The sequence below is a fragment of the Serratia bockelmannii genome (assembly GCF_008011855.1).
Taxonomy (GTDB): domain Bacteria; phylum Pseudomonadota; class Gammaproteobacteria; order Enterobacterales; family Enterobacteriaceae; genus Serratia; species Serratia bockelmannii.
Genome location: NZ_VOUX01000033.1, coordinates 768258 through 795117, shown reverse-complemented (window position 1 = coordinate 795117; position 26860 = coordinate 768258). Strand labels below are relative to the sequence as shown.

Below are 26860 nucleotides of genomic sequence, written 5' to 3'. Positions count from 1 at the left end.
CTACGGGCACGAGAAGGCCGGCAGTTGGAACGGATTGCGGATGCTGTTGGGCGTGAACTCCAGCGTGACGCGGTGGCCGTCGAGATTAAACGTCGCCTGGCGGCCGAGGCCGCCGGTGCCCGACGATTGCGCCATGTCGACCAGGCGATTCAGCGCCCATGGTCCGCTGGTCACCAGGCTGGCGGTGGTGCCATTGGCCAGCGCCAGCTGCAGATGCACCTGGTTGGTATTGCGGGTGCCCGGCCAACTGACCACCAGCGGTACCTGTGGGCCGTGGCTGTATTTGAACAGCTGCCCGTCGATATCCAGCGTCAGGTTGAGGATGTCGTTATCCATCCGCACCGGCCGCACGGTCACGCGGTAGGAGGGCGTCGCCGTGCCGTTGGCGAAAAAGGCGTCGCGGATGCGCTGCGCCTGCTGGAACGACCGCAGGATGCCTTCGCCGCCGGGCAGCGTCTTGCCGTCCACGCCGGGCGTGAAACGCCAGTTGGCGCGGGTGGTATCGACCTTGCCCTGCAGATTGTCGCGGAAGAAGCTGTCCATCAGCCCGCTGTTCGGCGCGAACATGCGCGCCAGATCGTCCGGCGTCACTTCCTGCCGCGCCCGGGCCACCAGCGGATAACGGCCGGCGATCGCCTGGCGGCAGAAGCTACCGACCTCGAAGCTGATGCGCTTTTTCACGTTCTCCATCTCTTTGCGCTGGGTATCGCTGCTGGCGCCGATCGCCAGCGACAGCAGCATCTGTTTGAACGGCACCGGCAAGCGGCCGGATTCGGCCTGCAGACGCGGGATAATGTCGCTCGGCGGCGCCGACATGCCGCTGTTGGCCGCGCCCTGCACCGCCGTCAGGTAACTGTACAGTTCATCGACCTGTTTCAGCACGCTGTCGAAAGGGATCGCCTTATTGCCTTCGCCCTGGCTTTGCGCCAGCTCCAGCAGCGGCGCGAAGTGCGCCATCACCAGCTGTTCCGGCTGGGCCGACACGTCCCCGTCGGCGTTGGCCGGCCGGTTGGTGAACAGCGCTTCCAGCGTGCGGTTGGCATTTTGGTTCAGCTTATCTTCGGTTTTTGCCAGCAGCGAGCGCGAATCGGCGTCGTTTTTTTCGTCGCGCAGGGTGACGTTTTTGCTGACGTTGACCAGCAGATTGCGCATTGGCGACGGGTTGCCGGACAGCAGGCGCGCGCTGCTGATGCGCTGGGTCAGGTTGCCGATGTTGGCCAGTTGGATATCCCCCAGCAGCTCATCCCAGGCGCTGATGAAATCTTGCATGTACAGCTGGCGGATGGTCTTGGTCAGATCGGCGCTTTTCTGCTCCGGCGTCTGGCTGTTCAACACCCAGACGTCTTCCTTGCGCAAGGTGTCGGTCACCGGGTCGATGTTGTCGTTGAACGCTTTCCAGTACCCTTGTGAGGTGAACAGGCCCGGTACGCCGTCGGTGACCGGTTTGCCGCTTTTGCGGCTGAACGCCAGTTCGGTCTGCGGGCCGGCCAAATCGACCAGGCTGACCGGCTTGATGTCGGTCTGTTTCAGCAGCAGGCGCTTGAGGCGGCCATAGACGCGCTGCGACAGCGGCGCCCGATTGAGTGCGGCCTGCGCCTGCGCCACCAGCTGTTCGTCTTTGGCGTAAGGCGAGGCCTGGATCTGCGCATCCAGCAGTTGGCTGAGGTGCCATTCGATCTGCTGCAGCTGTTTCTGCGTGCTGCCCTGCGGCAGGTTGCGTTGCAGGTTGAGCATCACCCAGGCGCGCAGGAATTTACCGTCGTACTGCTTTGGCAGATACAGCATCTGATAGGCCTTCAGCGCTTCGTAGCTGAAGTCCGCGTCGCCGTGGTTGTCGTTGCGCAGCGTGGTGGCGATCTGTTGCGCCACCTGCGGCAGCAGCAGCTCTTTCAGCGCTTTTTGGTACAACGCATTGCCGGCGTCGCCCACCTGATCGCCGCGGAACAGCCCCATGCGGTAGGTGAACGGCGGATCGTCCAGCGAAAAGTTCTGGCTGTCCGGCAGATGCAGCAGGCTGTTGAGGAACGGCAGCAGCGAGAACATGTCGCCGTTGCCCAACTGGGTCAGGCTTTGCCCCTGTCGCTCGACGCCGGGCACCTTGGCGGCCACTTCCGCCAGATAGGCCTTGTTGTTGCCGTAGCTGGTGAACCACAACATCGCCAGCACCGCCAGGATCACCGCCAGCGCGATGTACCCTGCCCAGTGCAGGGCGCGGTTGCGGTATTCCCACCAGCGGTTGCTGCCCGCCAGCCCGGACTCCTGGAAGACCACCGATTCCAGCGTCTCTTTCAGGAAGAAGCTCTGGCCTTTGGCTGCCGGGATCGGCGTTTCCTGCCCCACGCTGTCCCAGGCCGCGTTGGCCTGCACCCCTGAGTTGGCCGTCGGCAGCTGCAGGTAGCGGTTCAGTTCGCCCATCACCCGGTCAAACGGCAGACCTTCCTGCGTGCCGCTGGTGAAATAGATGCCGCGCGGGGTAAAGCGGGTTTCAAAACTGGAGGTGGCGAACACCTGTTCCAGATATTGGCCGAGCAGCGGGCGCAGCGCGGCGAACTCCTGCGGGAACAGGTAGCTTTCGGCGCGTTGGCGCGCGTCGTGCTCCATCAGCAGCGTATCCGGCAGCGCCGCATCCAGCCGTTGTTGCAGCAGGGCGTATTGTTGTTCGAAGGCGGCGTTCAGGTTGAAGTCCGGCTGCCGTGAGCGCTCGTAAGGGAAGGTGAATCCCCAGATCTGGTCGCGCTGCGCTTTATCGAAGCTGCCGAAGTAGGCCATAAAGCCGTTGAGCAGGTCGGTTTTGGTCACCAGCACATAGACCGGGAAGTGAATGCCCAACTGTTCGTGCAGTTCAATCAGGCGTTTGCGCAGTGCGCTGGCCTGGGCGGCGCGTGCTTCGGCGCTGTCGCTCAGCAGATCGGCGACGCTGATGGTCACCATCACGCCGTTGATCGGCTGGCGGGTGCGGTATTTTTTCAGCAGCGCGACGAAGCTTTGCCATTCACCGGCGTCTTCTTCGCGCTGGCTTTCCTGGGTGGTGTAGCGGCCGGCGGTGTCGAGCAGCACGGCGTCGTTGGTAAACCACCAGTCGCAGTTGCGGGTGCCGCCCACGCCGCGCAGCGCGGCTTTGCCGAAGCGATCCGCCAGTGGGAAGTGCAGGCCGGAGTTGACCAGCGCGGTGGTTTTGCCGGCGCCGGGTGCGCCGATGATCACATACCACGGCAACTGGTACAGATATTGACGGCTGAAGCGGGTCATCCAGCGATGTTTACCGTCGCCCTGGCCCGGTGCGAAGCGCGCCTTTTTCAGCAGCTGCGCCGCTTCGTCGAAACGCTGCGCCAACTGATCGTCTTGTTTGACCTCGGGCTTGCCGTCTTCCGCCGGCACCGCTTCGGCGGCGCGCAGATTGCTCAGCAGGCGGCTGTTGAACCAGGCACTGTAGAGGCGCGGGATCAGGCGGCACAGGAACCAGATCAGGTAAATCACGCCGATGGCGATCTGGCGGTTGAGTTCCGGCTCCAGCGGGCGATAGTCGCCGATGGCCACCAGCGGGCCGATCGTCCAGATGATGAACGCCAGCGCGGTGATGCCGACAAAGCCCCACAGCAGGCGGCTGGTGATGATGGAGAATAACGTACTGAGCATTACTTTCCGGTTCCTTGCGGCAAGCCGTTGATTTCCGCCTGGGTATTTTCAGGGGCGACCAACAGCGTAATTTCTACCCGGCGGTTCAACGCGCGGTTCACTTTGTTATCGTTCGGCGCGACGGGGTTGCTCTCGCCGCGGCCCTCGGCCTTGACCCGCTGCGGGTTGGCGAGGTGTTTTTGCAAGCGGGCGCTGACCGCTTCGGCGCGCGCCAGCGACAGCTCCCAGTTGGAGGCGAAACGGGCGCTGCGGATCGGCACGTTGTCGCTGTAACCGGTGACCAGGATCTTGCCGCTGACGCCGTTCATGGCGGCGGCGATGCGGTCGATGACCGGAATATAGTTGGCGCGTACCGTGGTGGCGGCAGAGTCGAACAGCCCGTCGCCTTTGAGGATCACCACGCTTTGCTGCGCTTCGTCGCGCACCACCACCAACCCCTCGGCGATCTCTTTGCGCAGGAAACTTTTCAGGCTCAGCGTCGGCGGCGCAGCCGGCGCCGGGTTACCGATCGCCACCTGCGGCAGATTGGTTTGGTAAATCGCCGCCAGCACCGGGCTGGTGTTGTCGCCCAGTCGCCAGTTGAGGGCGATGAACAGCAGCGAAGCCAGGAAGCCGGTCAGCGCCACGCAGGCCCACAGCGGCACCAGCGGCCGCCACAGCTTCTGCTGTACCGGCAGATCCAGCGCATGAGGCGACAGCGGCGGGGCATAGCCGCCACGAACCGACCGGATCAGTTGCAGCAGGCGCTGCTTCATGGTTTCCAGCTGTGAGCGGCCGTTTTCCATCACCCGGTAGCGGCCTTCAAAGCCCAACAGCAGGCAATAATTGATCAGCTCCAGCAGGTTGATGTGCTCGCGCGGGCTTTGCGACAGCTTGGCCAGCAGTTGGAAAAACTTCTCGCCGCCCCAGGTTTCGTTATGGAAAGTCACCAGCAGCCCGCTGCCGGACCACACGCTGTTGCTGCCCCACGGGGTCAGCGCCGCCGCTTCATCCAGCGCGGTGCACAGACAATAACGCGCGCCGATGATCACCTCGTAAGGCAGGTTGGCGCGTTGGCCGCGGATCTCGAAGCGGCGCATTTCGTCAATCAGCTGTTGGCGCAGCTGCGCCGGGTTGGCGTGCGTGGCCGATTGGCGGATCTGCGAAATGGCGTTCAGCAGCGGGTTGGCGGCGTCTACCAGCGGGTTGGCCGCCGGCGCCATGCTATTTTCCTGAGTCATAGGTTACCGGTCCGTATGGCTGCGAATCGCCCAAAATTCCATGTCCAGCCCCGGGAATTCGCCGGCCAGGTGCAGGGCGAAGGCGCTGGATTTTTCCATCTGTTTCCACAGGTCGCCGCCTTTTTCCAGCTCGAAGTAGGTGTAGCCGGCGTGATAGGGGATCTGGCGCGGCGCAGCGGGCATGGTGCGCAGACCGATGCCCGGCAGCTGCAGCTGCACCAGATCGCGGATGCGCGTGACCGGGGCGATCTTCATCTGCGCCGGGAAATGGGTCAGCAACACCTCGGCGGCCACGTCGGCGCGCACTGCCAGCACGAAGCCAAAATCGCGCATCATTTTGGCGTCCTGCACGGTGGCGACGTTCAGCCCGTGGGAGCGTTCGACCAGCGTCAGCTGAATGGCGTTGTCTTCCAGCACCACCGACAGCCCCTGACGCAGCAGCAGCATCAGCTTGCCGAAGCACAGCGCCAGGTTGTCGTGGTCATACACCGGCAGGCGGCCTTCCGGGGTGCGCTGCGCCGAGAAGCTGGCGAGCTCGGTGGCGAACTGCAGCCAATCGGCGAACAGGCGCTCCGGGTGCAGATGATCGAGGTGGTAGGCGTGGCTCACCTGGCCGAGATGGCGGTTGATCAGCTGCAGCAGCATGAAATCGACCATTTCGGAACTGCCGCCGCGGCCCGGCTGCAGCAGGCGCTGGCTCATCTGCTGGCTGCGCTGTTGCAGCAGGCCCTGCAGATCGTTGATGAAGGTTTTCAGTACCGGGTTGCCCTGGCAGTTCAGCATCGGCGGGATCTGCGTGGTATCGAGACGCAGGCTGTTGTCGCCGCGCTTTTCCAGCACGCGGGTCACGCCGAGCGCCGTCCATTCGGCGTTGAGCTCACTCTCCAGCATCAGCCGCAGGCGCAGGCGACCGAACTGCAAGGCCGCGCTGCCCACCGAGACGGCGTTGAGATCGTCGACTTCGTTCTCATAAGCCAGATAGCGCGCCAGCGCCTCCGGGCTTTCCTGAAAGATCACGTCTTCACGCCCTGCGCGGTAGGTCGGCAGAGCCAGCACCACGTTTTCACCGGTCTTGTTTTCAGCGATGGTCAGCGGCGCGGGCGCCTGCTGGGCGCCGGAGAAGCGAAACGGCGTGCCGTCCGGCATGATGCCGCTGGCGGCGTTGAGCGCAATCTTGCCCTGGCGCAGCAGCGTTTGGTCCAGATCCAGGGTGAGGAACCCCCAGAAACAGCCGCTGTGGGCCTGGCCCCAGTTGCGCATATAGCCTTCGAGATAGTTTTCCGCCTGCTGGAAATGGTGAGGGCGCAAAAACATCCCCTCAGTCCAGACAACCTTATGAGCATCTTTCATCATCACACCTATAGTTACTTCGCTTCAGCGCAGCGGTAGGTCAGTCGACCTTTTTTACGGGGCGCAGGCCACTCACGCCCGCGACGATATGCGCTTCCAGCTCATCCGGCGAGAATTGCCATACCTTGTAGAAATTGGTTTCGGTAGGTTCCGGCAGCGGCAGTGAAATGCGCCAGGTCTTGCCGTCCAGATTTTGATATTCGGCGATCACGCCGATGTAACGTGCGTCCAATGCGCTTTGCCCACCGAGCTTCTTGCCGGTCTGGCCCGGCGTCAGGAAGAACTGATCGCTGTCCAGCAGGCTGTTGCCGAGCACGCTTTTGGCGTCGTTTTGCAGACTGAAGAAGTCGGCATCCATGAATTCCGCATCCGAGCGCAGCAGCAGCACGCGAATTTTGATCGGCGCCGGTTGCGCGCCGGCGGCGGCGTTGACCTGGCGGTCAGCGTCAAACACCAGACTGTAACGCGACGGCACGCTTTTGGCGGAAGACATGCAGCCGCCGAGCGCCAGCGCGCCCAGCAGCAGAAACAGCATCCCGCACCAGCGGGAAGCGATAGGGGTCGTCATCATAGGAATCTCGTCGCCCGCAGGCGTGCTGACTACTGGAGGATCCAGGTGGCTGAGCCGGCGTTTTTACACGCCTTGCTGTCGCCGCCGACTTTGACGCAGTCCTGTTTGGCGGCGCGCGCGCGACGCGGCAGATCTTTGCGCAGCGTTGATTTGTAGCGCGCTTCCGGCACGCCGGCGTTGGCCTGGATATACCCCATCAGATCGCCCCCGCGGATGGCGGAGATCGCCAGCCAGTTGTTTTCCACTTCGCCCAGCGCGTAGAACGCGGCGGCGTTGTCCAGGCTGCCGACGGCGGTGCCGGTATAATTCGGGCTACTCATGATGCTGGCGGCATACAGGCTGCGGTACTCCTCACCGATCGGCTTGAACTGTTTCGGCGCGCTTACCGCGGCGCGGTGCTGCAGGGTGACGCCGTTGACTTCACTGCTGATGAGGGCGTCGTTATTGAGCGCCGGCGGCGGTGGCGGCGGGGTGGAACAACCGGCAAGCGTCAGGGCGGTCAGCAGCGTCAGGGTAATCCGTGTTTTCACAATGTCCTCTTTTTCTTGATTGAATGGCTGTGTAATAAGGCGCCGTCATCAGGGCGCAAGCAGCAACACTTTTAATTGGCTCGGCACGATGCGCATGCCGAGCGCGTTGGTGGAATTCTGCAGGCTGAGGCTGGTCAGCCGGGTGGCCGGAGTGCCTTTGAGCAACACGGTAAAGGCGCCGGTCAGGTGGCGGGATGGCCCCATCACCGTCCCGGAAGCGACACCGGTGGCTACGCCGGGGTTGTCGCCGTTGGTCAGGGGCGTTACCGTCGCCATGTTGTGCGCCGGGGTACCGACGAACAGAATGTTGAACGCGTTCGGGATGGCGGTCGGCGCGAGGGCGATATCCGGGTAGGGCACGGGCACCGGCGCCGGGCTTGGCGTCAGACAGACGTCGGGAAACGCCAGGTCCACGCCGATCATTTGGCTGTTGGCAAACATAAAAGGCCTCCGCAGGTTATCCGACGTGGATTTGTTCCGAATCCAGCTTGGTGATGTCTTTTGAGGTAATGAGCGTGTTGCGGGCATGAATGCGGGCGTAATCTTCCGCCTGATAATCCAGCTGCCCGGCGCGTACGTGCTCGGTTTGGCGCACTTTGCGGAACAGCGAATGGCTGATCTGGCTGACCGAATGCCACAGCGACTCGCAGCGTTTACCGACCAAACGGCTGATGCTGACGAAGGCCGACAGCTCTTCGCCGCTGTATTTCATCTTGTCGACGTGGCAGTCGCCGCTGTTCGCCTGCAGCGTCATGGCGTCGCCGCTCAGTTTCAGCGCCTGCGCGCTGTGCAACGACAGCGAGCCGTTCGGCGTTTCAATCTGCAGATCGCCTGCGACGCAGAGCCGCGCCGTGCTTTGCGGCTCTGCCCGCTCGAGGACGGCGATCGCCCACAGCTGGTGGCCGCAGCCGGCGACCAGCACGTTATCGCCGAGGGCCGGCGTCAGCAGGCAGCTCGCCGCCCGGCGACAATGCCAGCCACGACCTTCACATTCCACCACCAGACTGCCGTCCGGCAACAGGTTGACGACCTGGCCAGCGGCCTGCTGGGGCGGTGCGATGTTGACGGCGCGAGTTGTGTTGGCAACGCTCATGGTGATCCCCTCGTGAAGTGGTCAATGCATTCAGATTCGGCTCTGGCGCTGTGCGCTCCAGGTTTCGGCGGCGTACAGCTCTTCGTCGCTCTCGAGGATCCCGCTGCGATCGCTCCAGCGCGTTTGCTGCTGGTGGGCGCGATGCATACGGGTGCGCATAAAGCGCGCGCGCCGGAAATCGGCGGCGCCGATGTCGGCATAACAGAAGTCGGCGTAGGTCAGGTCGCTGTCGCTGAAATCACAACGCGCCGATCGGCTGTGCTGAAATACGCATTGATACAGGCGCGCCTGGCTGAAGTTGGCGGCATCCAACGTCGCTTCGCTGAAGATCGCCTGATCGAACTGCCCGCCGCGACACTGCGCCTGAGTCAGATTGGCCTCCAGCCACAGCGACTGCTGCGCCTGTACGCTGGTCAGGTTGGCGCGCCGCAGCGAAGCGCCCTTGAAATTGCTCTGGCGCAGCGTCGCCTGGCTGAAGTCGACGTCGTCCAATTGGTTATCGGTAAACTGGCAGGCGATCAGGCTCTGCCCGGCGTAACTTTTGCCGCGGTGGTCACATTCGAAAAACGTGACGCGGTCGAAGTTCACGCCTTCAAACTGCGTTTTACAGAGATTTAATCGAAAGAACGTGACAAGGCATAAGCGCGCCTGATTCAACATGGCGCCGTCGAGCGGGCTTTCGTAAAAGGTAGTGCGATCGTGCTGAGTGGCGGAAAAATTCGCGCCGGCCAATTGGCACGACATCCAGTGACTTTGGTTGAGCGACAGCCGGCTGAAGTCGCTCTGTTCAAGCCGGCAATCGTTGAACATCGTCAGTTCGATATGGCTCTCGCTGAAGCGGCTGGCCGACATGGCGCACTGATTGAAGGCCGTTTGCTTCAGATCCGCCCGCGTAAATTGTGCGTGTTCGAGCTGGCAATCGCTGAAAACGCTGTCGCGCAGATCGCAGTCAGAGAAGTTCACGCCGTTCAGGTTCAGTTCGTTGAACATGCCGCCGGCCAAATCCAGACCGGCGAATGACAGGCCGTGCAAGTCCTCTCCGGCGATCGGCTCGCCGCGTTTTACGCGCTGGCGTATCTGCTCTGGTTTTGAGGTCATACTTCCTTCCCGTTGTGGCGAGGCAATGTTTTCACCCTGGCGGTATAGGCTCTCTCTAGCCGGGTTGCCTGATCCACTTGCGACTGCGACAGGTCAGCCCGGAACAGATTGGCGCCCTGCAGGTCGGCGCCTGACAGCACGCATTTTTGCAGGATAGCTGCAATGAAATTGGCATCGCGCAGGCTGGCGCGAGACAAATCGCTGCGGATGAACAGGCTGCCACTGCCGTTGGCCTGGCGGAAATCGGCCTCGTTCAATCGGGTTTCCGACAGATCGCAATTATTGAGGCGCGCACGGCTAAAATTGGCCCGCTGCAACGGCATCTGGCGTAAATTGCACTGGTTTAGCGTCGCGTCGCTGAAATCCGCCTGCGGCAACAGTGTCTTCGCTGCAAAGGCGCAGGCTGTGAGACGTGCGGCGTGGAAGCTGAGACTTTGCGTCTCGGTGTCAACCCAGGCGCAACTTTCCAGCCGCGCCTGACTGAAGTTCACCGCCAGCAACCGGCATTTGACGAAGCTGACTTTGTCGAGCCGGGCGTGGCTGAATGTCAGCTGCTCCAGCTGCAGTTCCATCAGGGTAATGTTGGCCAGCGTGGCGCGGCTGAAATCACATTGTCCGAGCAAGGTTTCGTATCCCAGCAAATCGCGTAATGACGCCATCGTGAAATCGCAGCGTTGAAACAACGTTTGCTGAATATTGGTCTCATGCAGCTGCGCGCCGCCGAAATCTGTCGCTTCGCATTTCGCCAGGGCCAAAGAGGCGTGGCTCAGATCGGCCTGCTGCAAGACGGCGCCGCTGAGATCGGCGCGCGCCAACATCGCCTCGCGAAGATCGCAACCCACCAGTCGGGTTTGGCGTAGATTGGCGTTTTCCAATAAAGCGCCGCGTAAGTTAGCCTGGCAGAGATCCATGCCGGACAGATCGGCGCCGGTGAGATCAAGGCCGCTGAGATCTTTATCGCGCAGCATGGCGGCGGCGACGCGTTGGCGAATGATTTGCGCCAGATCGCCACTTAAGCGCAGTGCAGGGCTTTGCGCCTGCGCTGACATTAAATACATTTGGTGCAGCGCGCGCTCGCTTTCCCCCAGCTGCTTCTCGCTGAACGCGTCGGGATGCTGGCGCGCCTCCTGGAACAGCAGATCGCGCTGCTGCTGGTAGCTTTCTGCACCGGAGGGCGACACGTGATCCCCTCCGGGGTTAAGCGGGTCGATACCCTCGGCGTGCGCCAGCTTGAGCATGTCCTGATACTGCACCTCGGCCTGGCTTTCCAGACGCTCGACGAATTCGGCAAGTTGGTCCAGCTTCGGCGGCGCTTCTTGCGACGGTAGCGGGAACAGTTCATCGATGTCCTGGCCTTCACGCAGCAGGCGCTGGCGATGCTCTTCGCGCTGCTGGTGCTCGTAGGCGGCGATATTTTCCGCCATTGGGCTTTGCTGCGTCGGCGTTTCCGTATCCAGCCAGGCACCGATGCACGCCTCCGGCAGCAATTCTTGTTCGCGAAAAGCGTGCAAAGCACCCTGTTCTTTATCCAGCCGCTGGGCCAACACCTGCCGATAATGCGCGGTGGAACGGGGCTCCCCTTCGGTTTCCAGGGCCGGCATCAGTTGCATCACGTCGGCGGCATCGTCCTCATTGATGCGCGCGCTACCCTGATAGATCAACAGCATCTGTTCCCGATGCGGGAAGAACCAGACGGTGGTATGGCGCATCGCGATCTCTTCGAAATGCGTTTCACCGCCGCGCAGTCGGTTGATGAAGCAGCGCGCGCGCCACGGCGGTAAATGCCCTTGCTGCACCGGTTCTGAAGGGTGCATATTCCAAATCCGATAGGCAGCCCGCGGCGGCAAGCTATCACGTTGAGGAAACTGCTGATCGCTTTCTGCCATGTTGAACAGGCGCCAGTCGATATCGTTGGCGAAGCCGGGAAAGCCGTGCTTCAACCAGTCGGCGTCGTAGTTTTTACCGATGCGGGAGAAGCGACGCGGCCAGGTGATATCCAGCGCGTCAAAGCTTGCCGGCTGGGCGCTTTGCCGAGGAGACGCAAGGCGTCCCTGCAGCGGTTCAACATTGGGTAGGCGATGGATGCGGCCCTGCGGAAATGTTTCGGGAGTGGCGCCGATGCCGTGCGGATTATCGGCGAACTGAGTACCGCCGTAAGCCCGGCGCCAGTCCAGACGCATTTCTGCAAAGGGAAGAGGCGTGGAGGGACGATCGTTGATCCAATGGCGATCGCCGAAAACCACCAGCGTTTTCTCCAGCGAATCAAACTGGATCTTCACGGCGCAGGCGGTTTTGTCTTGTTGATGGTGGGTGTAGGCGTTGCCAGTGGCGAGAAACTCCGCACAGGCTTTTGGGATAGCCAGATCGAGCACGCCGCCACTTAACGTAAGTTCGTCGGCGGCCAACTGCCACAGTTCCGGTTCGGGGCGCAGACGCGGGGAGGCCCCCATGTCGGCCAAGGCCAAAACGGAAACGCCCAGATGATTTTGCCCTTGCCAAGAGAAGGGGCGATGAAGCGCGCTGAGGCGCAGAGGTTTTACGACTTTCATTGTGTGTGTAAAGCTTCCTGTGGATATCAGCTGGCAGCCAGGCTGCTTGCTCAAAAACAATCCGTTTTTCGGTTTAATAGATATCAGGCTATGTCACAACAGATGAAGAAAACGATGCGGCGTTCAGCGCCGATCGCTAATGCGGGGAGAGTCCCACTTCGAAATGGATGATCAAGAGGACAGTGCGTTGTCCTTCCCGTTTATTCCGCGAGCCAGCAGCACGGCGGCGACGGACAATGACGCGGCGATCGCCTTGGCGGTAAATTGGCCGGTGCTCTCCAGGTGATAGGGCGCAAAAAATCCGACGCCGGCGGTGCTCAGAACCAGCAGCGCGACGAGCGCCGCAAAACAGGGCAGCTCTATCGCCAGCGTCAGTCTGCCGGGTGTCGCCGCACCGAGGTAACGCATCAAAAAACCGGGCAAAATCAGGAACCCGATCAGCTCTGCGGGAGCATTCACCGCAGACATCACCTGCTGATTGTATTTCAGGAGCGCTAGCATCAGCGCGACAAAGATCAGCAACCGCATGGGTAAGGCGGCCGCTCGGCTTGCCGACAAAAAGGTTTTGCCGATCGCAGCGAGCAATACGCAGCCGATCAGGATGCCAAAGACGGTAAACAGGATCTGTCCCCAGAGGCTGTCCTGCGTCGAAAAGGCAATGAACGCGCCCATCGTGACACTTCCTTATGCAAGGTGATTTAGCGAACTGATGAACGATAAGCCGTTTGCAGAACGTTGAAATCGGATCGCGTAATTGAAGGGATCCTTTTCGCTCAAAGCCGGGAAAGCTCTTCGATCACCGCTTTTTTGGGGTTCTTCGGATCGTACTTTATCGCGGTGAAATGGCCCGGCTGATAACGCGGCAGATCCACGACGCTGATCGGGCCTTTCGCCACGGCCGTATGGTTTTTTCCGTCTTGGGCGATGTACTTGACTTCGACTTCGCAGACCGGCCGATTTCCGTCCCACAGGTTGGTCTGGCGAATGCTGACGATTTGCCCGGAAGCGGAAATACCGTTCTCCATCACGCTGAGGGAAGAACCGATATGTTTGAAATAACCCCAGATATCGACCGTGATGAATTTGAAAAAACCCACCAGACTGAGGATGGGAGCCAATAAAATCAACCCGATAACGGTGAAAACATTTTTGGCCTTCGACATGGGAGTCCCTTTACAAGAAGATCGCCAGCGCCTTGGTGCTCAATCGTAAGGCACCGTTGGTGACCAGCGCGCCAAGCTGAGTGAACGTCATGGGATCATTACTGAGCTTGAAATTGGTTTTGCTGATCGACAGCGGGTTATGCGAGATATCCAGCATCGTGTGTTTAAGGCTGGTCGCCGTCAACGAAAGATTGGAGCCGTAGAAGGCAAAATTGGCCCCGGTCGCCACCCATTTCCAGCCGTGGCAGTTATCTTTCCAGTTCGGCGTTTGTACCGAGACGCCGTCCGCACTGGTGATATCAATGGTTTTCGCCTTGATGGTCAGCGTGCCGGTGATCGTCGTGTTCTGGTTATTATTATAGGTTTCGGTGACATCCCCGGTCACGGTAGCGGTCTGGCCGCCCGCTTCAATCGTCAGGACTTGCCCGCCGGCAGTAATGGTGGTGTGCTGACCGCCGGCGGTGATGTTGACGGTCTGCCCCTGCTTGATGGTGCTGGTCTGTTGCCCTTCGGTAATGTCGAGGGTCTGGTTGCCTTTCACCGTGACATGCTGGGTTTGCGTAATGTTTTGCGTCTGCGCGCCGTCAAGCTTGAAAGACTGATTGCCGGTGATGTCGATTTTATCGCCGCCGTCGATAATCGTCAGGTCGCGGCCGCCTTTGATGTTCACCGTCTGGTGAGCGTTCAGGTTGGCGGTGTCCAGCCCATTGACGGTCGTCGTGCGTTTCGCTTTGTACAGGAACGTGGCGTCGCCGGTGACGGTGTCGTCCTGCTGGCGCCCGATGGTGGTGGTGCGACTGCCGTCAATATTGACGTTCTTGTCGTTTTCCACCGTCATGTTCATGTTGCGTTCGGCATGCATGTCGAACGATTCGTTGCCGGGCGAGTCTTCCAGGAACAGGAAGCTGGCGTTGTCGGCGCCGCCGCCTTTACTGCGGCTCATAAAGCCCATTTTAGTGGCGTCGCCGGGCAGATCCCACGGCGGCATGCTGTCTTCGTTGTAAACGCGGCCGGTGATGATAGGGCGATCCGGATCGCCGTTGATAAAGTCGACCACCACTTCCTCACCCACGCGCGGGATCTGGATCCCACCGTATTTCCAGCCGGCCCAGGCGCTCGAGACGCGCACCCAACAGGAACTGGTTTCATTGCCGCTGCCGTGGCGATCCCAACGGAATTTGAGTTTCACCCGGCCATATTTATCGGTCCAGATGCTTTCGCCTTCCGGGCCCACTACTTCGGCAGTTTGCGGGCCGTGGGTTTTCGGCCAAGGCGTGGTGCGCGCCGGGCGCCAATTGATGTCCGCCGGAACGACCTGAAATTCGGTTCGCTGCTCGCCAACATCATTATCGTTGCTGGCGTAGCTGTTTTCCTGCATGAAGTACTGCGCGCTGACCACCAGGTAGGCGCGGTTGTCTTCCATACGCGGCGCCTGGGTCAGTTGAAAACGGTAGCCGGGCGCAATGCCCTGCGAATTGCCTTCGCCGCTCATCTGCTCGTGCTGCGCTTCGAACTCCTGTTGGCGAACCTTGACGTAAAACTGGCCGTGGGCGTGATCGGTATAGCGACCGGGCCAGTCGAACACCTCGGCTTTGTCCTGCGCGAACGAGGCGGGATTCTGCCGGGCCTCCAGCAACCGCGCGCGCGGCTTACGAAAATCGTAGTCATCCAGGCTATAGAGGCTGGGCGTGATGGCGTCAGAAACGCTCCAGCTATTGATGCTGTCCTTGTTTTCCACCAGGCCACCTTCCGCGAGCTGGTAGGGAATGCTGGCGTAGCCGGCGAGTTCCTGATGGGCCGCCGGCGCGTCAGCCAGCACCAGCGTATGGCCGTCTTGCTGGTGCGTGAAATAATAATAGATGCCTTCGTGTTCCATCAGACGGCTGATGAAATCGAAATCGCTCTCCTGATACTGCACGCAGTATCCCCAGATGCGGTAGTCGTAACTCAGGCGGTTATCGATTTTCACCTGATACTGCCCCAGCACCTGAGTCAGGATGTCGGGAACGGTTTTTTCCTGGTGGATGCGAAAATCGCGGTTTTGCGTCAGATACCACAGCGTGGGGCGCAGCACGGCGCGGTAGATATAGTAACGGTTGCCGCCAGCTTCTCGGCCGGAGAGGGTCATGCGCGTGATATTGCCGTTGAGATAACGCGGTGCCAACGGATTGCCCCGCAGCTCCAGCGTGATTTTTTGTCCCAGCAGCGCTTTCAGATCGAGCCGATTGTCGGGGCTGAGCAACTCGACGTCGAACTCGAACAATCCGGCCAGTTTTTCCTCGCCGAAAAGGCTTCTGAACAACAGCTGATGGGAGGGCAAGGGCGTGTGCGCAATGATAAGACGATCCATACTATTCCCCGCTTTAGGCATAGCTACCGCACGAGAATTGACGCGCGATCCCGATGGCGTATCTGTCACGAATAGAGACAGGAACTGACGAAAGATTTAACAAAGTTTACACAAAGGCACGATTTGTGCAGTCTACAATAGAGCTCTGCATTTGCAAAATAGCCTTGTGGATCAATGCTCAATTCGTTAACTTGCTCACGATCTTGTTTTTTACTATCTAAAACATATAGATGCGAGCAGATCATTTTTTATCTCAAATTATTGGGAAATTGGTAATACCAAAGAATAAATGTGTAACACATAAGCCAACGTGCTTATAAAACAACTCTTTTTTTACGTAAAAAAAGTCGCTGACTGTTTTTTATCCTTACCATTTGCCAGTTAAAGATGATCAAATATATAAATTTGGCGAATGTTAATTCGGATGATTCCTATTTGGTGGGCGTCCCAGGGCCCACCGACGGGCCTGGGAACATGCGTTTGAACGGTTGAAAATGCAGCGAATACCGTCGTTAACGTGGAGAGGAGTCGAAGGAGAGTTGACCTACCAGCTCGCAGAGCCAGATTAACGCCGGGTCGCGTTGCGCCTGCCGGCCGGCGATCAGCTCAATGGGGAAAGGCGCGATGGCCAACTCGTCAGGCAGCGGGAGAATGCGTACGCGTTGCGGATCGGAAAAATGCCGGGCCGCGCTGGCGGCCAGCGTGGCGATCAGATCGCTGTCGGCGACCACGGCCGGCAGAGCGGCAATATGTGAAAAGGTCACGGCGACGCGCCGCTGACCGCCGATTTCCGCCAGACGCCGGTCGACCAGCCCTCTGGCAGAGCCATCGTCTGCCGGTGCGTACAGCCCATGCGGCAGGCTGAGGTAGCGTGCCAGATCCCAGCGGCCATCCGCCAGCTGTGGGTGTGAACGGCTGGCGATACACACCAGATGCTCTTCAAACAACGTGCGCACATAGTGGCTCTCCGCACCGGAAAGGTGCCCTCCCAGCGCGATATCCACCTCGCCGCGATCCAGTTGCCGATAAATATTGTGGCGATCCAGACGCGAAACGCGAATATCGATGCCGGGGGCGGTCTGACGCAACCGGCTGATGAGGGTGGGCAGCAGCAAGATATCGGCATAGTCGCCGGCCGCCAGCGTAAAACGCCGCTGCCCGGCGGTAGCCGGATCGAAACGGGCAGGGGGGGCCAACGCCAGATGGATCTGTTCAAGCACCTGCTGTATTTGCGGCATCAATTGGTGGGCGCGCGGCGTGGGTGACATGCCGCCGCCGCTGCGCACAAACAGGGGATCGTTGAGAAGAATGCGCAGCCGCGCCAATGCATTGCTGACGGAGGGCTGAGCGCGGTTAAGACGCCGGCCTGCGGCGGTGACGTTGCGCGTCTGATACAACGCCTCAAACACCACCAGCAAGTTGAGATCGACGCTGGCTAAATTCATTTTATGAATACTCTATATACAGATAATCCATTTCCAGAATCATACTGTGTTCTTTAGGCTGAAAGCACACAAATTTAGCCTTCAATCAGGGGAAATGATGAACAAAGTCTTGGTCACCGGCATTGAGCCGTTCGATGGTGATGCGGTGAATCCTTCCTGGCAAATTGCGCAGGCGCTGGCCGGTGAACATATTGCCGGCGCGGAGATCGCGGTGCTCGAGCTGCCCTGCGTATTGGGCGTGGCCAATCAGCAATTGATCGCGGCGATTGAGGCGCTGCAGCCGCTGGCGGTGATTTGTCTGGGCCTGGCCGGCGGCCGGGCCGAGATTTCGCTGGAACGGGTGGCCATCAATCTGATCGATGCCCGCATTCCCGACAATGCCGGTAAACAGCCGATCGACGTACCGGTGGTGGCCGGCGGGCCGGTAGGGTATTTTAGCACGTTGCCGGTGAAGGCCGCAGTGCAGCAGCTGCGCCGACAGGGGATCCCGGCGGCGGTTTCTTATACGGCAGGTACCTATAACTGCAACCATATTTTTTACGGTCTGCGGCACTATCTGGAGACGCAGCACGTGAGTGTCAGGGGTGGATTCGTACATATTCCGTACAGTCATGAACTGGCGGCGTCCCATCCGGGCAAGCCGAGCATGGCGCTGGCGACGATGGTGGAAGCGGTGCGCACGGTCGTACAGGTGACGCTGACGGTAGAGGAAGATGTGCGATTCGGCGACGGCGCCGTACATTAAAAGCAGGGCGTGGTGTACCACGCCCTGCTACGGGTTATTCGTCGGCGACGCGGATCACCAGTTTGCCGAAGTTTTTGCCCTGCAGCAGGCCGATAAACGCCTGCGGCGCCTGCTCCAGCCCATCAACGATGTCCTCGCGGAACTTGATTTTCCCCTGTTCGACCCAACTGCTCATTTGTTGCAAGAATTCGTCAAAGCGTGAGCCGTAGTCGTCGAAGATGATAAAGCCCTGCATGCGGATGCGTTTGCGCAGGATCAGCCCTTCCAGCAGGGGCAAGCGGTCCGGCCCCGCAGGTAATCCGGTGGCATTGTAATGGGCGATGATGCCGCACACCGGAATGCGTGCTTTGGTGTTCAACAGCGGCAGCACGGCGTCGAACACCGCCCCACCGACGTTTTCGTAATAGATGTCGATGCCTTTTGGGCAGGCGGCCGCCAGCTGTTCGGCAAAGTCAGGGGCGCGGTGATCGAGACAGGCGTCGAAACCCAACTCTTCCACCACATAGCGGCATTTTTCCGCACCGCCGGCGACGCCGACGACGCGGCAGCCTTTCAGCTTCCCGATTTGGCCGACCACCGAACCGACCGCACCGCTGGCGGCGGCGACCACCAGCGTTTCACCTGCCTGCGGTTGGCCGATGTCGAGCAACCCCATGTAAGCGGTAAATCCCGGCATGCCCAGCACGCCCAGCAGGCGGGAAGGATGCGGCAGGTGCGGGCCTAGGTTGCGCAGGCCGCTGCCGTCAGACAGGGCGTAATCCTGCCAGCCGTCATAACCCAACACCCAATCGCCGACGTTGAAATCGGGATGCTGTGAAGCCGCCACGCGCGATACCGTACCGCCCACCATGACCTGACCGATCTCCACCGGCGGCGCGTAGGAGGGGGCATCGCTCATGCGCCCGCGCATATAAGGATCCAGCGACAGATAAACAGTGCGCAGCACCAGCTGCCCGGCGGCGGGCTGCGGTGCGGGGACGGTATCGAGACGGAAGTTGGCCGCCGTCGGTTCGCCGTGCGGACGCGAAGCCAGCAGGAAGCGGCGGTTCTGTTGAGAAGGGGACATCGAAAGCTCCTTTGCGTTGCGACAAACAAGATTCGTTAAGCCTAGTCCAGGGGCGGCAAGGCAACGTTACCGAATGTGCTTAGCCTTAGAGCGGAACGATCAGCACGTCGATATGGCTGATATTGATAAAGCGGGCGGCGGAACAGGAGACCTTATTCATCATGCCGTCGCGATGGTTGCCGCAGAGCAGCAGGTCGAACGGCTGACGGCGGCTGGCGTATTCCAGGCTATCACCCAGCTCGCCGTGCACGATCAACGTCTCGGCGATCGGGTAACCGGCGCGTTGACGCAGTTCCTCCATAAACAGCCGGGTTTCCTCCTCCATCAACGTGCGTAAATCGCCCAGCATTGGCCCGGCGAAATTATTGTACATTTCCGGGTTGGCGAGCGTGCTCAGCAAGGTGATGCTGCCGCTGTAAGGGCGGACGATGGAGACGGCCTTTTCCACCAGACGGTGGCTGTCAGGGGCAACGGCAACGGTGACCAGAACGTTTTGATACCCCATATCCTACTCCTTGTTGTATCCATCGTGTTTCAGGCTGCCGCATCGGTGGCCTTGGTGGAAGTCTTGCGTCGGATAAAGGGTAGAACCTGGCGGGTGGAATAAATGTGTTTCGCATCACGCGCGGCAATAAAAGCTGAATTTGCACCGGTTATATAGCAATAAAAGATAAAACCGTTGCCGCACGTAATTTCACTGAATTAAAGCACCTGCGTCCACAGCGTTTTCGGCACCTTGCCCAGATCGAACAGTTTACCGGCAACCAGCTCAGCGCGACGGTGGTCGGCAGCGCGGTACATATTGCTCATTTCTGTATCATTTTCAATGGAGTAGTTCAGTTTGTCGTACACCTTCTCCAGGCTGTCCAAAGAGGAGCATTTACGGAATGTCAGCAGATATTCGAGCGTATCGGTCATGATTAAAATATAGCCTGTTAATAGTTAAAGCCGGGTGAATAACACATCGGCGGCTCACGGCGACGCCGTCGAGGTAGTGATGTACGACCTGACAAAAATCATTTCAAGTAGATAAATTGCACTGGGTAATGATGTCACGCCGCCCGTAGCGGCGCTTTGATAAATCATAATATGCCCGTGCGCCGTCAGCAATCTCATCCTGCTGATAAATGGAGAAATAGGGAAAGTCTCAGGGCGGCTGACGGCAGACGCGTCGTCGTCGCTGCTGTGCACAAGCACGCGCTGCCGTGCCAGGCCTCATTCTGCAGTGATTTTTTCACCCGGCCGCGGCATTGGGTGGTGTTTTTCGCCGCCGCTGACGTTAAAACGCCGTTTTTCTCGATGGAGAAATATGAAGAGTAAAACAAAACTGCGTTTTATTTTATGACCATAAGGGGATGAAATCGTAAGCCATGTAAATAATCATCTGGGGATGAGGGGAAATTATCACGACGACAAAAAAGAAATAAAAAGCATTAAAGTTTTATGGCGAGCTGCCGATATATCGTTTTGGCGGAATTTAACGCAAAAAAAGTATTCTTGCATCGTGCTAATACGGAAACATATCGTTACGTCTGTGAGCTTGTTCACTACGCCCGCGAATCATTGATAAGCCATAATCACCTGATGTTGAAAATTAAAACAGCCTCAGGCTGGGGGCTTAAGTCAAATCCGATAGCTAATAACCTTATAGTTTACACCGGTTATTTTTCAGCTTGGATATTTTTTAGTAACTCAAATGGTTATTTATACTGAGTTTGTTGCCTATATGCAGATTTTTGTTCTGTTATTTTGGTTTGGTGATGCTTTTGTTCGAATTGATCTAAAAAAGATAATTTTTTGGCGGATAAACATTGTTTTTAAGACGTTTTTTTACCCATGGTTGTTTTGTGTACAAAATGGCGGTCAATAAGTGAGCGTATTTGGGGGTATTTGGCTTAATTATTTTTTATTTTTGTGATCTATGTCACATTGTATTTAAAATTGCCTCTCACTTACATTGTGTGTGCTAATGGTTCGGGGGTAGAGTTGCGCTGCTTTAGGAATAATCTTATTAAATTTGTAAAAATAGTTTCATGGTGACTAAACACTATCGAAGCAGAATGCTGTACATCCATACACGTAGGTTTACGCTCGTAGCAAATACTGAACAGTGGTCGAATTTAGCGATTGTAGAAAATTATAGCAGTCGTTTTTGAGAGATTAATTTGCCAACTTTGGGAAACAACCCAAGTCACGGGCGATAAAATTTATCACCCAGCGTATGTTTTTAAACATAGTCTGTCGGGATGGGGAATATGGGTACGTCTGAATTACTTAAGCATATTTATGACATCAATTTGTCATATTTACTTTTAGCACAGCGTTTGATCAACGATGAAAAAGCGTCCGCGATGTTCCGCCTGGGTATTGATGAAACCATGGCCGATGCGCTGGCGCAGCTGACTTTGCCGCAAATGGTCAAACTGGCCGAGACCAACCAGCTGGTTTGCCACTTCCGCTTTAACGAAAGCCAGACCATCGAACGCCTGACCAAAGAGTCGCGCGTCGACGATCTGCAACAAATCCATACCGGCATTTTGCTATCAAGCCATTTACTGCAAGAGCTATCGAGTAAAGACGCTAGCCCGACGAAGAAAAGAGCCTGATGATGGTTGAGAAAAGTATCGTTCAAGAAGCCAAGGACATTCAGCTCGCTATGGAGCTGATTTCGCTGGGAGCCCGACTGCAGATGCTGGAGAGTGAAACTCAGCTCAGCCGCGGGCGCTTGATTAAACTTTACAAGGAGTTACGCGGCAGCCCGCCGCCAAAAGGAATGTTACCGTTCTCAACCGACTGGTTTATGACCTGGGAACAAAATATTCACTCGTCGATGTTTTACAACGCCTACCTGTTTCTGATGAAAAGCGGGCAGTGCAGCGGAGTGGAGGCGGTGATCAAAGCCTATCGCCTCTATCTCGAGCAGTGTCCGCAGCAGGCCGGCGAGGCGCCGTTGCTGGCGCTGACCCGCGCCTGGACGCTGGTGCGCTTCGTCGATAGCGGCATGTTGCAGCTCTCCGCCTGCAGCTGCTGCGGCGGCGCATTTATCACTCATGCGCATCAGCCGCTGAATGGTTTCATCTGCAGTTTATGCCAACCTCCATCCCGCGCCGTAAAAAGACGTAAACTTTCGCCGCAACTGGCCGATATTATTCCTCAACTGCTGGACGAGCAGGTCAAACGCGCCATTTGAGCCGCCACGTTGCCGGCTCTCGGCAATGAATACCGACGTGTGATACGCAGGGGCGGCATGCCGCCCCCAGACACGCAGCCTGGTCTGTCGCGCCAGGGCGCGTTTGCCCCACCTTCCATCCACATTGTTAATTTAAGGAATGCGTGTGCTAGTTATTTTGGGTTATCTCGTGGTATTGGGTGCGGTGTTTGGCGGCTACCTGATCGTGGGCGGTCATCTCGGTGCGTTATACCAACCGGCGGAGTTTCTGATTATCGGCGGGGCGGGTGTCGGCGCTTTCATCGTCGGCAACAACGGCAAGGCGATCAAGGCCACGCTGCGCGCGCTGCCGCGGCTGATGCGCCGTTCCAAATACAACAAAGATCTGTACATGGATCTGATGGCGCTGTTGTTCCGCCTGCTGGCCAAATCGCGTCAGCAAGGCATGCTGTCGCTCGAGTTCGACATCGATAATCCGCAAGAAAGTGAAATTTTCTCTAATTATCCGCGCATCCTTGCCGATAACACCCTGGTGGAGTTCATTACCGACTATTTACGGCTGATGGTGAGCGGCAATATGAATGCGTTCGAGATCGAAGCGCTGATGGACGAAGAGATCGAAACCTACGAGCAGGAAAGCGAAGTGCCCGCCGGCAGTTTGGCGATGGTGGGTGACTCCTTGCCTGCGTTCGGTATCGTCGCGGCGGTGATGGGGGTGGTACACGCCCTGGCTTCGGCCGATCGGCCGGCCGCGGAACTGGGCGCGCTGATCGCTAACGCCATGGTCGGTACTTTCCTCGGTATTCTGTTGGCCTACGGCTTCATCTCGCCGCTGGCCACGTTGCTGCGCCAGAAGAGCGCCGAAAACGTCAAGATGATGCAGTGCATCAAGGTCACGCTGCTGTCGAGCCTGAACGGATACGCACCGCAGATCGCGGTCGAGTTTGGCCGCAAAACGCTGTATACCACCGAACGTCCTTCTTTCGTTGAGCTGGAAGAACACGTGCGCCGCGTGAAAGCGCCGGCGCAGCAGGCGACGGAAGAAGAAGAAGCATGAAACAGAATCATCCGGTCGTTCTGGTCAGAAAGCGCAAGTCGCATCATGCCGCCCATCACGGCGGCTCCTGGAAGATCGCTTATGCCGACTTTATGACGGCGATGATGGCGTTCTTCCTGGTGATGTGGCTGCTGGCGATCGCCAGCCCGCAGGAGCTGACGCAAATCGCCGAATATTTCCGCACGCCGCTCAAGGTTGCCCTCACCAGCGGCGACAAGAGCAGTTCCGAAAGCAGCCCAATCCCGGGCGGCGGCGACGATCCGACGCAACAGCATGGCCTGGTGAGAAAGCAGGTCGACTCGCCGGACTCGCGCGCCGAAGAGCTGCGCCTAAACAAGCTGCGCGAAAAGCTGGATGAGTTGATTGAGTCCGATCCGCGCCTGAAGGCGCTGCGTCCGCATCTGTTGATCAACATGATGGATGAGGGGCTGCGCATTCAGATTATCGATAGCCAGAACCGGCCGATGTTCAAAACCGGCAGCGCGCAGGTCGAGAGTTATATGCGCGATATTCTGCGGGCGATAGCGCCGATCCTCAACGACCTGCCGAACAAGATCAGCCTGTCCGGCCACACCGATGATATCCCTTACGCCACCGGCGAGCGCGGCTACAGCAACTGGGAACTGTCGGCCGATCGCGCCAACGCCTCCCGACGCGAGCTGATTGCCGGCGGCCTGGCGGAAGGCAAGGTGCTGCGGGTAGTGGGCATGGCGGCCACCATGAGCCTGAAACAGCACGGCGCCGATGATGCGATCAACCGTCGTATCACCGTGCTGGTGCTGAACAAGCAAACGCAAGAGGGCATCGAACACGAAAATGCCGAAAGCAACGCGATGGATATCGCCCAGCCGGATAGCCTGAAGCAGCTGGCGCCGTCGGCGACTGCGCCGGCCAGCCAAACGCCGGAACCCCAGGCGGTAACGCCGACCGATCAAGCGACGCCGCCGGCGATGGACCCTGCCGCCCAATCGCAGACATCCCCGGCGATAGCCCCGGCCGGCCAAACGCCGGAACAATCGGCGGCTGCGCCCGCACCGACTAACCGCGACTCACAGCCAGAGGTGACCCCGTGAGCATGGACATTAGCGATTTTTATCAGACCTTCTTTGATGAGGCGGACGAGTTGCTGGCCGACATGGAGCAACACCTGCTTGAGCTGGATCCGCTGGCCCCCGATATCGAGCCGTTGAACGCCATCTTCCGCGCGGCACACTCGATCAAGGGCGGTGCGGCGACCTTTGGCTTTTCGGTGCTGCAGGAAACTACCCACCTGCTGGAGAACCTGCTGGACGGTGCAAGACGCCAGGAAATGAGCCTGAGCACCGAGATTATCAACCTGTTTCTGGAAACCAAAGACATTATGCAGGAGCAACTGGACGCCTATAAAACCTCGCAACAGCCTGACGCCGAAAGCTTTGAATACATTTGCCAGGCGCTGCGCCAGCTGGCGTTGGAAGCGCAACAGCAGCAGGAGGCGCCCGCGGTTCAACCGGCCGTTCAGCAGCCCGTTGTTCAGCACGCAGCCGCGCCGGCGGCGATCGAAGGCGGCATGCGCATCAGCCTGAACGGGCTAAAAGCCAGTGAAATCCCCTTGATGTTGGAAGAGCTGGGCAACCTCGGCGAGGTTAAAGATCCGCATCAGACGGAACACAGTCTGGACGTGACGTTGCTCACCTCCGCCAGCGAAGACGACATCAGCGCCGTGCTGTGCTTCGTGTTGGAACCGGAACAAATCAGCTTCTCGACGCCGACGCAAAGCGAACCGGCCGCCGTGGAAGCGAGCTTACCGGAAGCGGTCGCCGTGCCGGAACCTGCGCCAGCGCCGGTCGCCAGCGCCGTGCCGCCCGCCACTAAACCGGCCGCCGCAGCGGCGGAAGCGCCAAAAGCGCGCGCCAAGGCGAGCGAATCCACCAGCATTCGCGTGGCGGTGGAAAAAGTGGATCAGCTGATCAACCTGGTGGGCGAACTGGTGATCACCCAGTCGATGCTGGCGCAACGCTCCGGCACGCTGGATCCGGTGAACCACGGCGATCTGCTGAACAGCATGAGCCAGCTGGAGCGTAACGCGCGCGATCTTCAAGAGTCGGTCATGTCGATCCGCATGATGCCGATGGAATATGTCTTCAGCCGCTACCCGCGCCTGGTGCGCGATTTGGCCGGCAAGCTGAACAAACAGGTGGAACTGACGCTGCAGGGCAGCTCCACCGAACTGGACAAGAGCCTGATCGAACGGATTATCGATCCGTTGACGCACCTGGTGCGCAACAGCCTCGATCACGGTATCGAAGAACCGGCCACCCGCATCGCCGCCGGTAAATCGGCGGTGGGCAATCTGGTGCTGTCGGCCGAACATCAGGGTGGCAACATCTGTATTGAGGTCATCGACGATGGCGCCGGCCTGAACCGCGAAAAAATTCTCGCCAAGGCCGCGTCGCAAGGGCTGGCGGTCAGCGACAGCATGAGCGACGAAGAGGTCGGCATGCTGATCTTTGCTCCGGGCTTCTCTACCGCCGAGCAGGTGACCGACGTTTCCGGCCGTGGCGTCGGCATGGACGTGGTGAAACGGAATATTCAGGAGATGGGCGGCCACGTCGAGATCCGTTCACAGGCCGGTAAAGGCACCACCATCCGCATCCTGCTGCCGTTGACGCTGGCGATCCTTGACGGCATGTCGGTCAAGGTGAACGACGAAGTCTTCATTCTGCCGCTGAACGCGGTGATGGAATCGCTGCAGCCGCAGGCGGAAGATCTTCATCCGTTGGCCGGCGGCGAACGCGTGCTGCAGGTGCGCGGCGAATACCTGCCGCTGGTAGAACTGTATCGGGTATTTGAAGTGGAAGGCGCCAAAACCGACGCCACGCAGGGCATCGTCGTCATCCTGCAAAGTGCCGGCCGCCGCTATGCGTTGCTGGTGGATCAGCTGATCGGCCAGCATCAGGTGGTGGTGAAGAATCTGGAAAGCAACTACCGCAAAGTGCCGGGCATCTCCGCCGCGACCATTTTGGGCGACGGCAGCGTAGCCTTGATCGTCGATGTCTCGGCGTTGCAAACCTTGAACCGTGAAAAGCGTCTGACGGACGCCGCCGCATAATAATGAGTTTATTGATTTAAAAGGTGAATGATATGGCAGGATTGGCAGCCGTCAGCAAGTTGGCTGGCGAAACGGTAGGGCAAGAGTTTCTGATTTTCACCCTGGGCAACGAGGAGTACGGCATCGATATCCTCAAGGTGCAGGAAATTCGCGGCTACGATCAGGTGACCCGCATCGCCAACACCCCGGCGTTCATCAAGGGGGTCACTAACCTGCGCGGCGTGATCGTCCCGATCATCGATCTGCGGGTGAAATTCTCGCAGCAAAGCGTGTCTTACGATGAGAACACCGTGGTGATCGTACTGAACTTTGGCCAGCGCGTGGTGGGCATCGTGGTTGACGGCGTCTCCGACGTGCTGTCATTGACCGCCGAGCAGATCCGTCCGGCGCCGGAGTTCGCGGTGACGCTGGCGACTGAATACCTGACCGGCCTCGGTTCGCTGGGCGAGCGCATGTTGATCCTGGTGGATATCGAAAAGCTGCTGAGCAGCGAAGAGATGTCGCTGGTCGACAGCGTGGCGAAAAGCGTCTGATTCATGATCCCAGGGGGCAGGGCGCTGCCCCCTTCATCCATCACTCTTCCTGACCTGTCGCGATGCCGCAGACCGTACCTGTAACCCCCACTAAAAATAGTTACTTTCCCGCATAAAGTTTTGCCGCGCGGCGCCGATAACTCTCACATTCAACGTCATCAGAGCCTGTCTGCGCGGGCTTCAACAAGGGAAAT

At 58.9% G+C, this 26860-nt stretch carries 23 protein-coding genes; 7 read left to right on the top strand and 16 right to left on the bottom strand.

The annotated features are described in order from the left end of the window. The 13 genes from tssM to FOT55_RS20260 all read right to left on the bottom strand — a co-directional run bounded on the left by tssM (position 1) and on the right by FOT55_RS20260 (position 17005). The gene (gene tssM / locus FOT55_RS20320; RefSeq protein WP_025303289.1) at positions 1 to 3636 is read right to left on the bottom strand and encodes a type VI secretion system membrane subunit TssM; all 3636 of its coding nucleotides are present in this window, start codon (positions 3634 to 3636) and stop codon (positions 1 to 3) included. After that, entirely contained in the window at positions 3636 to 4838 is a 1203-nt protein-coding gene (locus tag FOT55_RS20315; protein ID WP_049272050.1) for a DotU family type VI secretion system protein, read from the bottom strand. Before FOT55_RS20315 ends, tssM begins: the two co-directional genes overlap by 1 nt. Positions 4839 to 4859: 21 nt before the next feature. Continuing rightward, positions 4860 to 6206 carry a type VI secretion system baseplate subunit TssK gene (tssK, locus tag FOT55_RS20310; protein ID WP_025303287.1) on the bottom strand — a complete coding sequence of 449 codons (1347 nt, stop codon included), beginning with the start codon at positions 6204 to 6206 and terminating at the stop codon, positions 4860 to 4862. Between the two features lie 40 nt (positions 6207 to 6246). Then, the gene (tssJ, locus tag FOT55_RS20305; RefSeq protein WP_049206024.1) at positions 6247 to 6777 is read right to left on the bottom strand and encodes a type VI secretion system lipoprotein TssJ; all 531 of its coding nucleotides are present in this window, start codon (positions 6775 to 6777) and stop codon (positions 6247 to 6249) included. A 29-nt stretch (positions 6778 to 6806) separates the two neighbouring features. Continuing rightward, the gene (gene tagV, locus FOT55_RS20300) at positions 6807 to 7307 is read right to left on the bottom strand and encodes a type VI secretion system accessory protein TagV (RefSeq protein WP_025303285.1); all 501 of its coding nucleotides are present in this window, start codon (positions 7305 to 7307) and stop codon (positions 6807 to 6809) included. A gap of 48 nt (positions 7308 to 7355) precedes the next feature. After that, positions 7356 to 7748 carry a DUF4150 domain-containing protein gene (locus FOT55_RS20295; protein WP_004934933.1) on the bottom strand — a complete coding sequence of 131 codons (393 nt, stop codon included), beginning with the start codon at positions 7746 to 7748 and terminating at the stop codon, positions 7356 to 7358. A 16-nt stretch (positions 7749 to 7764) separates the two neighbouring features. Then, a complete protein-coding gene (locus tag FOT55_RS20290) occupies positions 7765 to 8400 on the bottom strand; it encodes a DUF3540 domain-containing protein (protein WP_025303284.1) in 636 nt (211 codons plus the stop codon). A gap of 30 nt (positions 8401 to 8430) precedes the next feature. Continuing rightward, on the bottom strand, positions 8431 to 9498 hold the full coding sequence (locus FOT55_RS20285; RefSeq protein ID WP_043138675.1) for a pentapeptide repeat-containing protein: 1068 nt from the start codon (positions 9496 to 9498) through the stop codon (positions 8431 to 8433). After that, on the bottom strand, positions 9495 to 12047 hold the full coding sequence (locus FOT55_RS20280; RefSeq protein ID WP_060433391.1) for a DUF2169 family type VI secretion system accessory protein: 2553 nt from the start codon (positions 12045 to 12047) through the stop codon (positions 9495 to 9497). Before FOT55_RS20280 ends, FOT55_RS20285 begins: the two co-directional genes overlap by 4 nt. 171 nt (positions 12048 to 12218) lie before the next feature. Further along, positions 12219 to 12719, bottom strand: a complete 501-nt coding sequence (locus tag FOT55_RS20275; RefSeq protein ID WP_147823932.1) for a hypothetical protein — start codon at positions 12717 to 12719, stop codon at positions 12219 to 12221. Positions 12720 to 12820: 101 nt separating this feature from the next. Beyond that, positions 12821 to 13210: a DUF3592 domain-containing protein gene (locus tag FOT55_RS20270; protein WP_025303280.1), complete on the bottom strand. Its 390-nt coding sequence runs from the start codon at positions 13208 to 13210 to the stop codon at positions 12821 to 12823. Between the two features lie 10 nt (positions 13211 to 13220). Continuing rightward, positions 13221 to 15560, bottom strand: a complete 2340-nt coding sequence (locus tag FOT55_RS20265; protein WP_147823931.1) for a type VI secretion system Vgr family protein — start codon at positions 15558 to 15560, stop codon at positions 13221 to 13223. 512 nt (positions 15561 to 16072) lie between these two features. Beyond that, positions 16073 to 17005 carry a LysR family transcriptional regulator gene (locus FOT55_RS20260; protein WP_025303278.1) on the bottom strand — a complete coding sequence of 311 codons (933 nt, stop codon included), beginning with the start codon at positions 17003 to 17005 and terminating at the stop codon, positions 16073 to 16075. A gap of 97 nt (positions 17006 to 17102) precedes the next feature. Here FOT55_RS20260 and pcp point away from each other — a divergent pair, with 97 nt between their 5' ends. Then, complete coding sequence (gene pcp / locus FOT55_RS20255) at positions 17103 to 17750, top strand: pyroglutamyl-peptidase I (protein ID WP_025303277.1); 648 nt, start codon at positions 17103 to 17105, stop codon at positions 17748 to 17750. Positions 17751 to 17784: 34 nt separating this feature from the next. On the opposite strand, the gene FOT55_RS20250 is transcribed toward pcp, so the two are convergent. The 3 genes from FOT55_RS20250 to ydgT all read right to left on the bottom strand — a co-directional run bounded on the left by FOT55_RS20250 (position 17785) and on the right by ydgT (position 19734). Then, positions 17785 to 18816, bottom strand: coding sequence for an NADP-dependent oxidoreductase (locus tag FOT55_RS20250; RefSeq protein ID WP_025303276.1), 1032 nt, complete (start codon positions 18814 to 18816; stop codon positions 17785 to 17787). An 85-nt stretch (positions 18817 to 18901) separates the two neighbouring features. Next, complete coding sequence (gene uspC, locus FOT55_RS20245) at positions 18902 to 19321, bottom strand: universal stress protein UspC (RefSeq protein ID WP_147823930.1); 420 nt, start codon at positions 19319 to 19321, stop codon at positions 18902 to 18904. 197 nt (positions 19322 to 19518) lie between these two features. Further along, a complete protein-coding gene (gene ydgT / locus FOT55_RS20240) occupies positions 19519 to 19734 on the bottom strand; it encodes a transcription modulator YdgT (RefSeq protein WP_025303274.1) in 216 nt (71 codons plus the stop codon). 1337 nt (positions 19735 to 21071) lie between these two features. Here ydgT and flhD point away from each other — a divergent pair. From flhD to cheW, 6 genes are all read left to right on the top strand, one after another. Beyond that, positions 21072 to 21422: a flagellar transcriptional regulator FlhD gene (flhD, locus tag FOT55_RS20235; RefSeq protein ID WP_004934891.1), complete on the top strand. Its 351-nt coding sequence runs from the start codon at positions 21072 to 21074 to the stop codon at positions 21420 to 21422. Beyond that, positions 21422 to 22006: a flagellar transcriptional regulator FlhC gene (gene flhC, locus FOT55_RS20230; RefSeq protein WP_016927281.1), complete on the top strand. Its 585-nt coding sequence runs from the start codon at positions 21422 to 21424 to the stop codon at positions 22004 to 22006. The genes flhD and flhC overlap by 1 nt, the downstream gene beginning before the upstream one ends. 145 nt (positions 22007 to 22151) lie before the next feature. After that, a complete protein-coding gene (motA, locus tag FOT55_RS20225) occupies positions 22152 to 23042 on the top strand; it encodes a flagellar motor stator protein MotA (RefSeq protein ID WP_015378266.1) in 891 nt (296 codons plus the stop codon). Continuing rightward, positions 23039 to 24115 carry a flagellar motor protein MotB gene (gene motB, locus FOT55_RS20220; RefSeq protein WP_043138656.1) on the top strand — a complete coding sequence of 359 codons (1077 nt, stop codon included), beginning with the start codon at positions 23039 to 23041 and terminating at the stop codon, positions 24113 to 24115. The genes motA and motB overlap by 4 nt, the downstream gene beginning before the upstream one ends. Next, positions 24112 to 26133, top strand: a complete 2022-nt coding sequence (gene cheA, locus FOT55_RS20215) for a chemotaxis protein CheA (RefSeq protein WP_049206033.1) — start codon at positions 24112 to 24114, stop codon at positions 26131 to 26133. Before motB ends, cheA begins: the two co-directional genes overlap by 4 nt. Positions 26134 to 26165: 32 nt before the next feature. Next, positions 26166 to 26666, top strand: a complete 501-nt coding sequence (gene cheW, locus FOT55_RS20210) for a chemotaxis protein CheW (RefSeq protein ID WP_025303271.1) — start codon at positions 26166 to 26168, stop codon at positions 26664 to 26666. Positions 26667 to 26860: the final 194 nt, after the last annotated feature.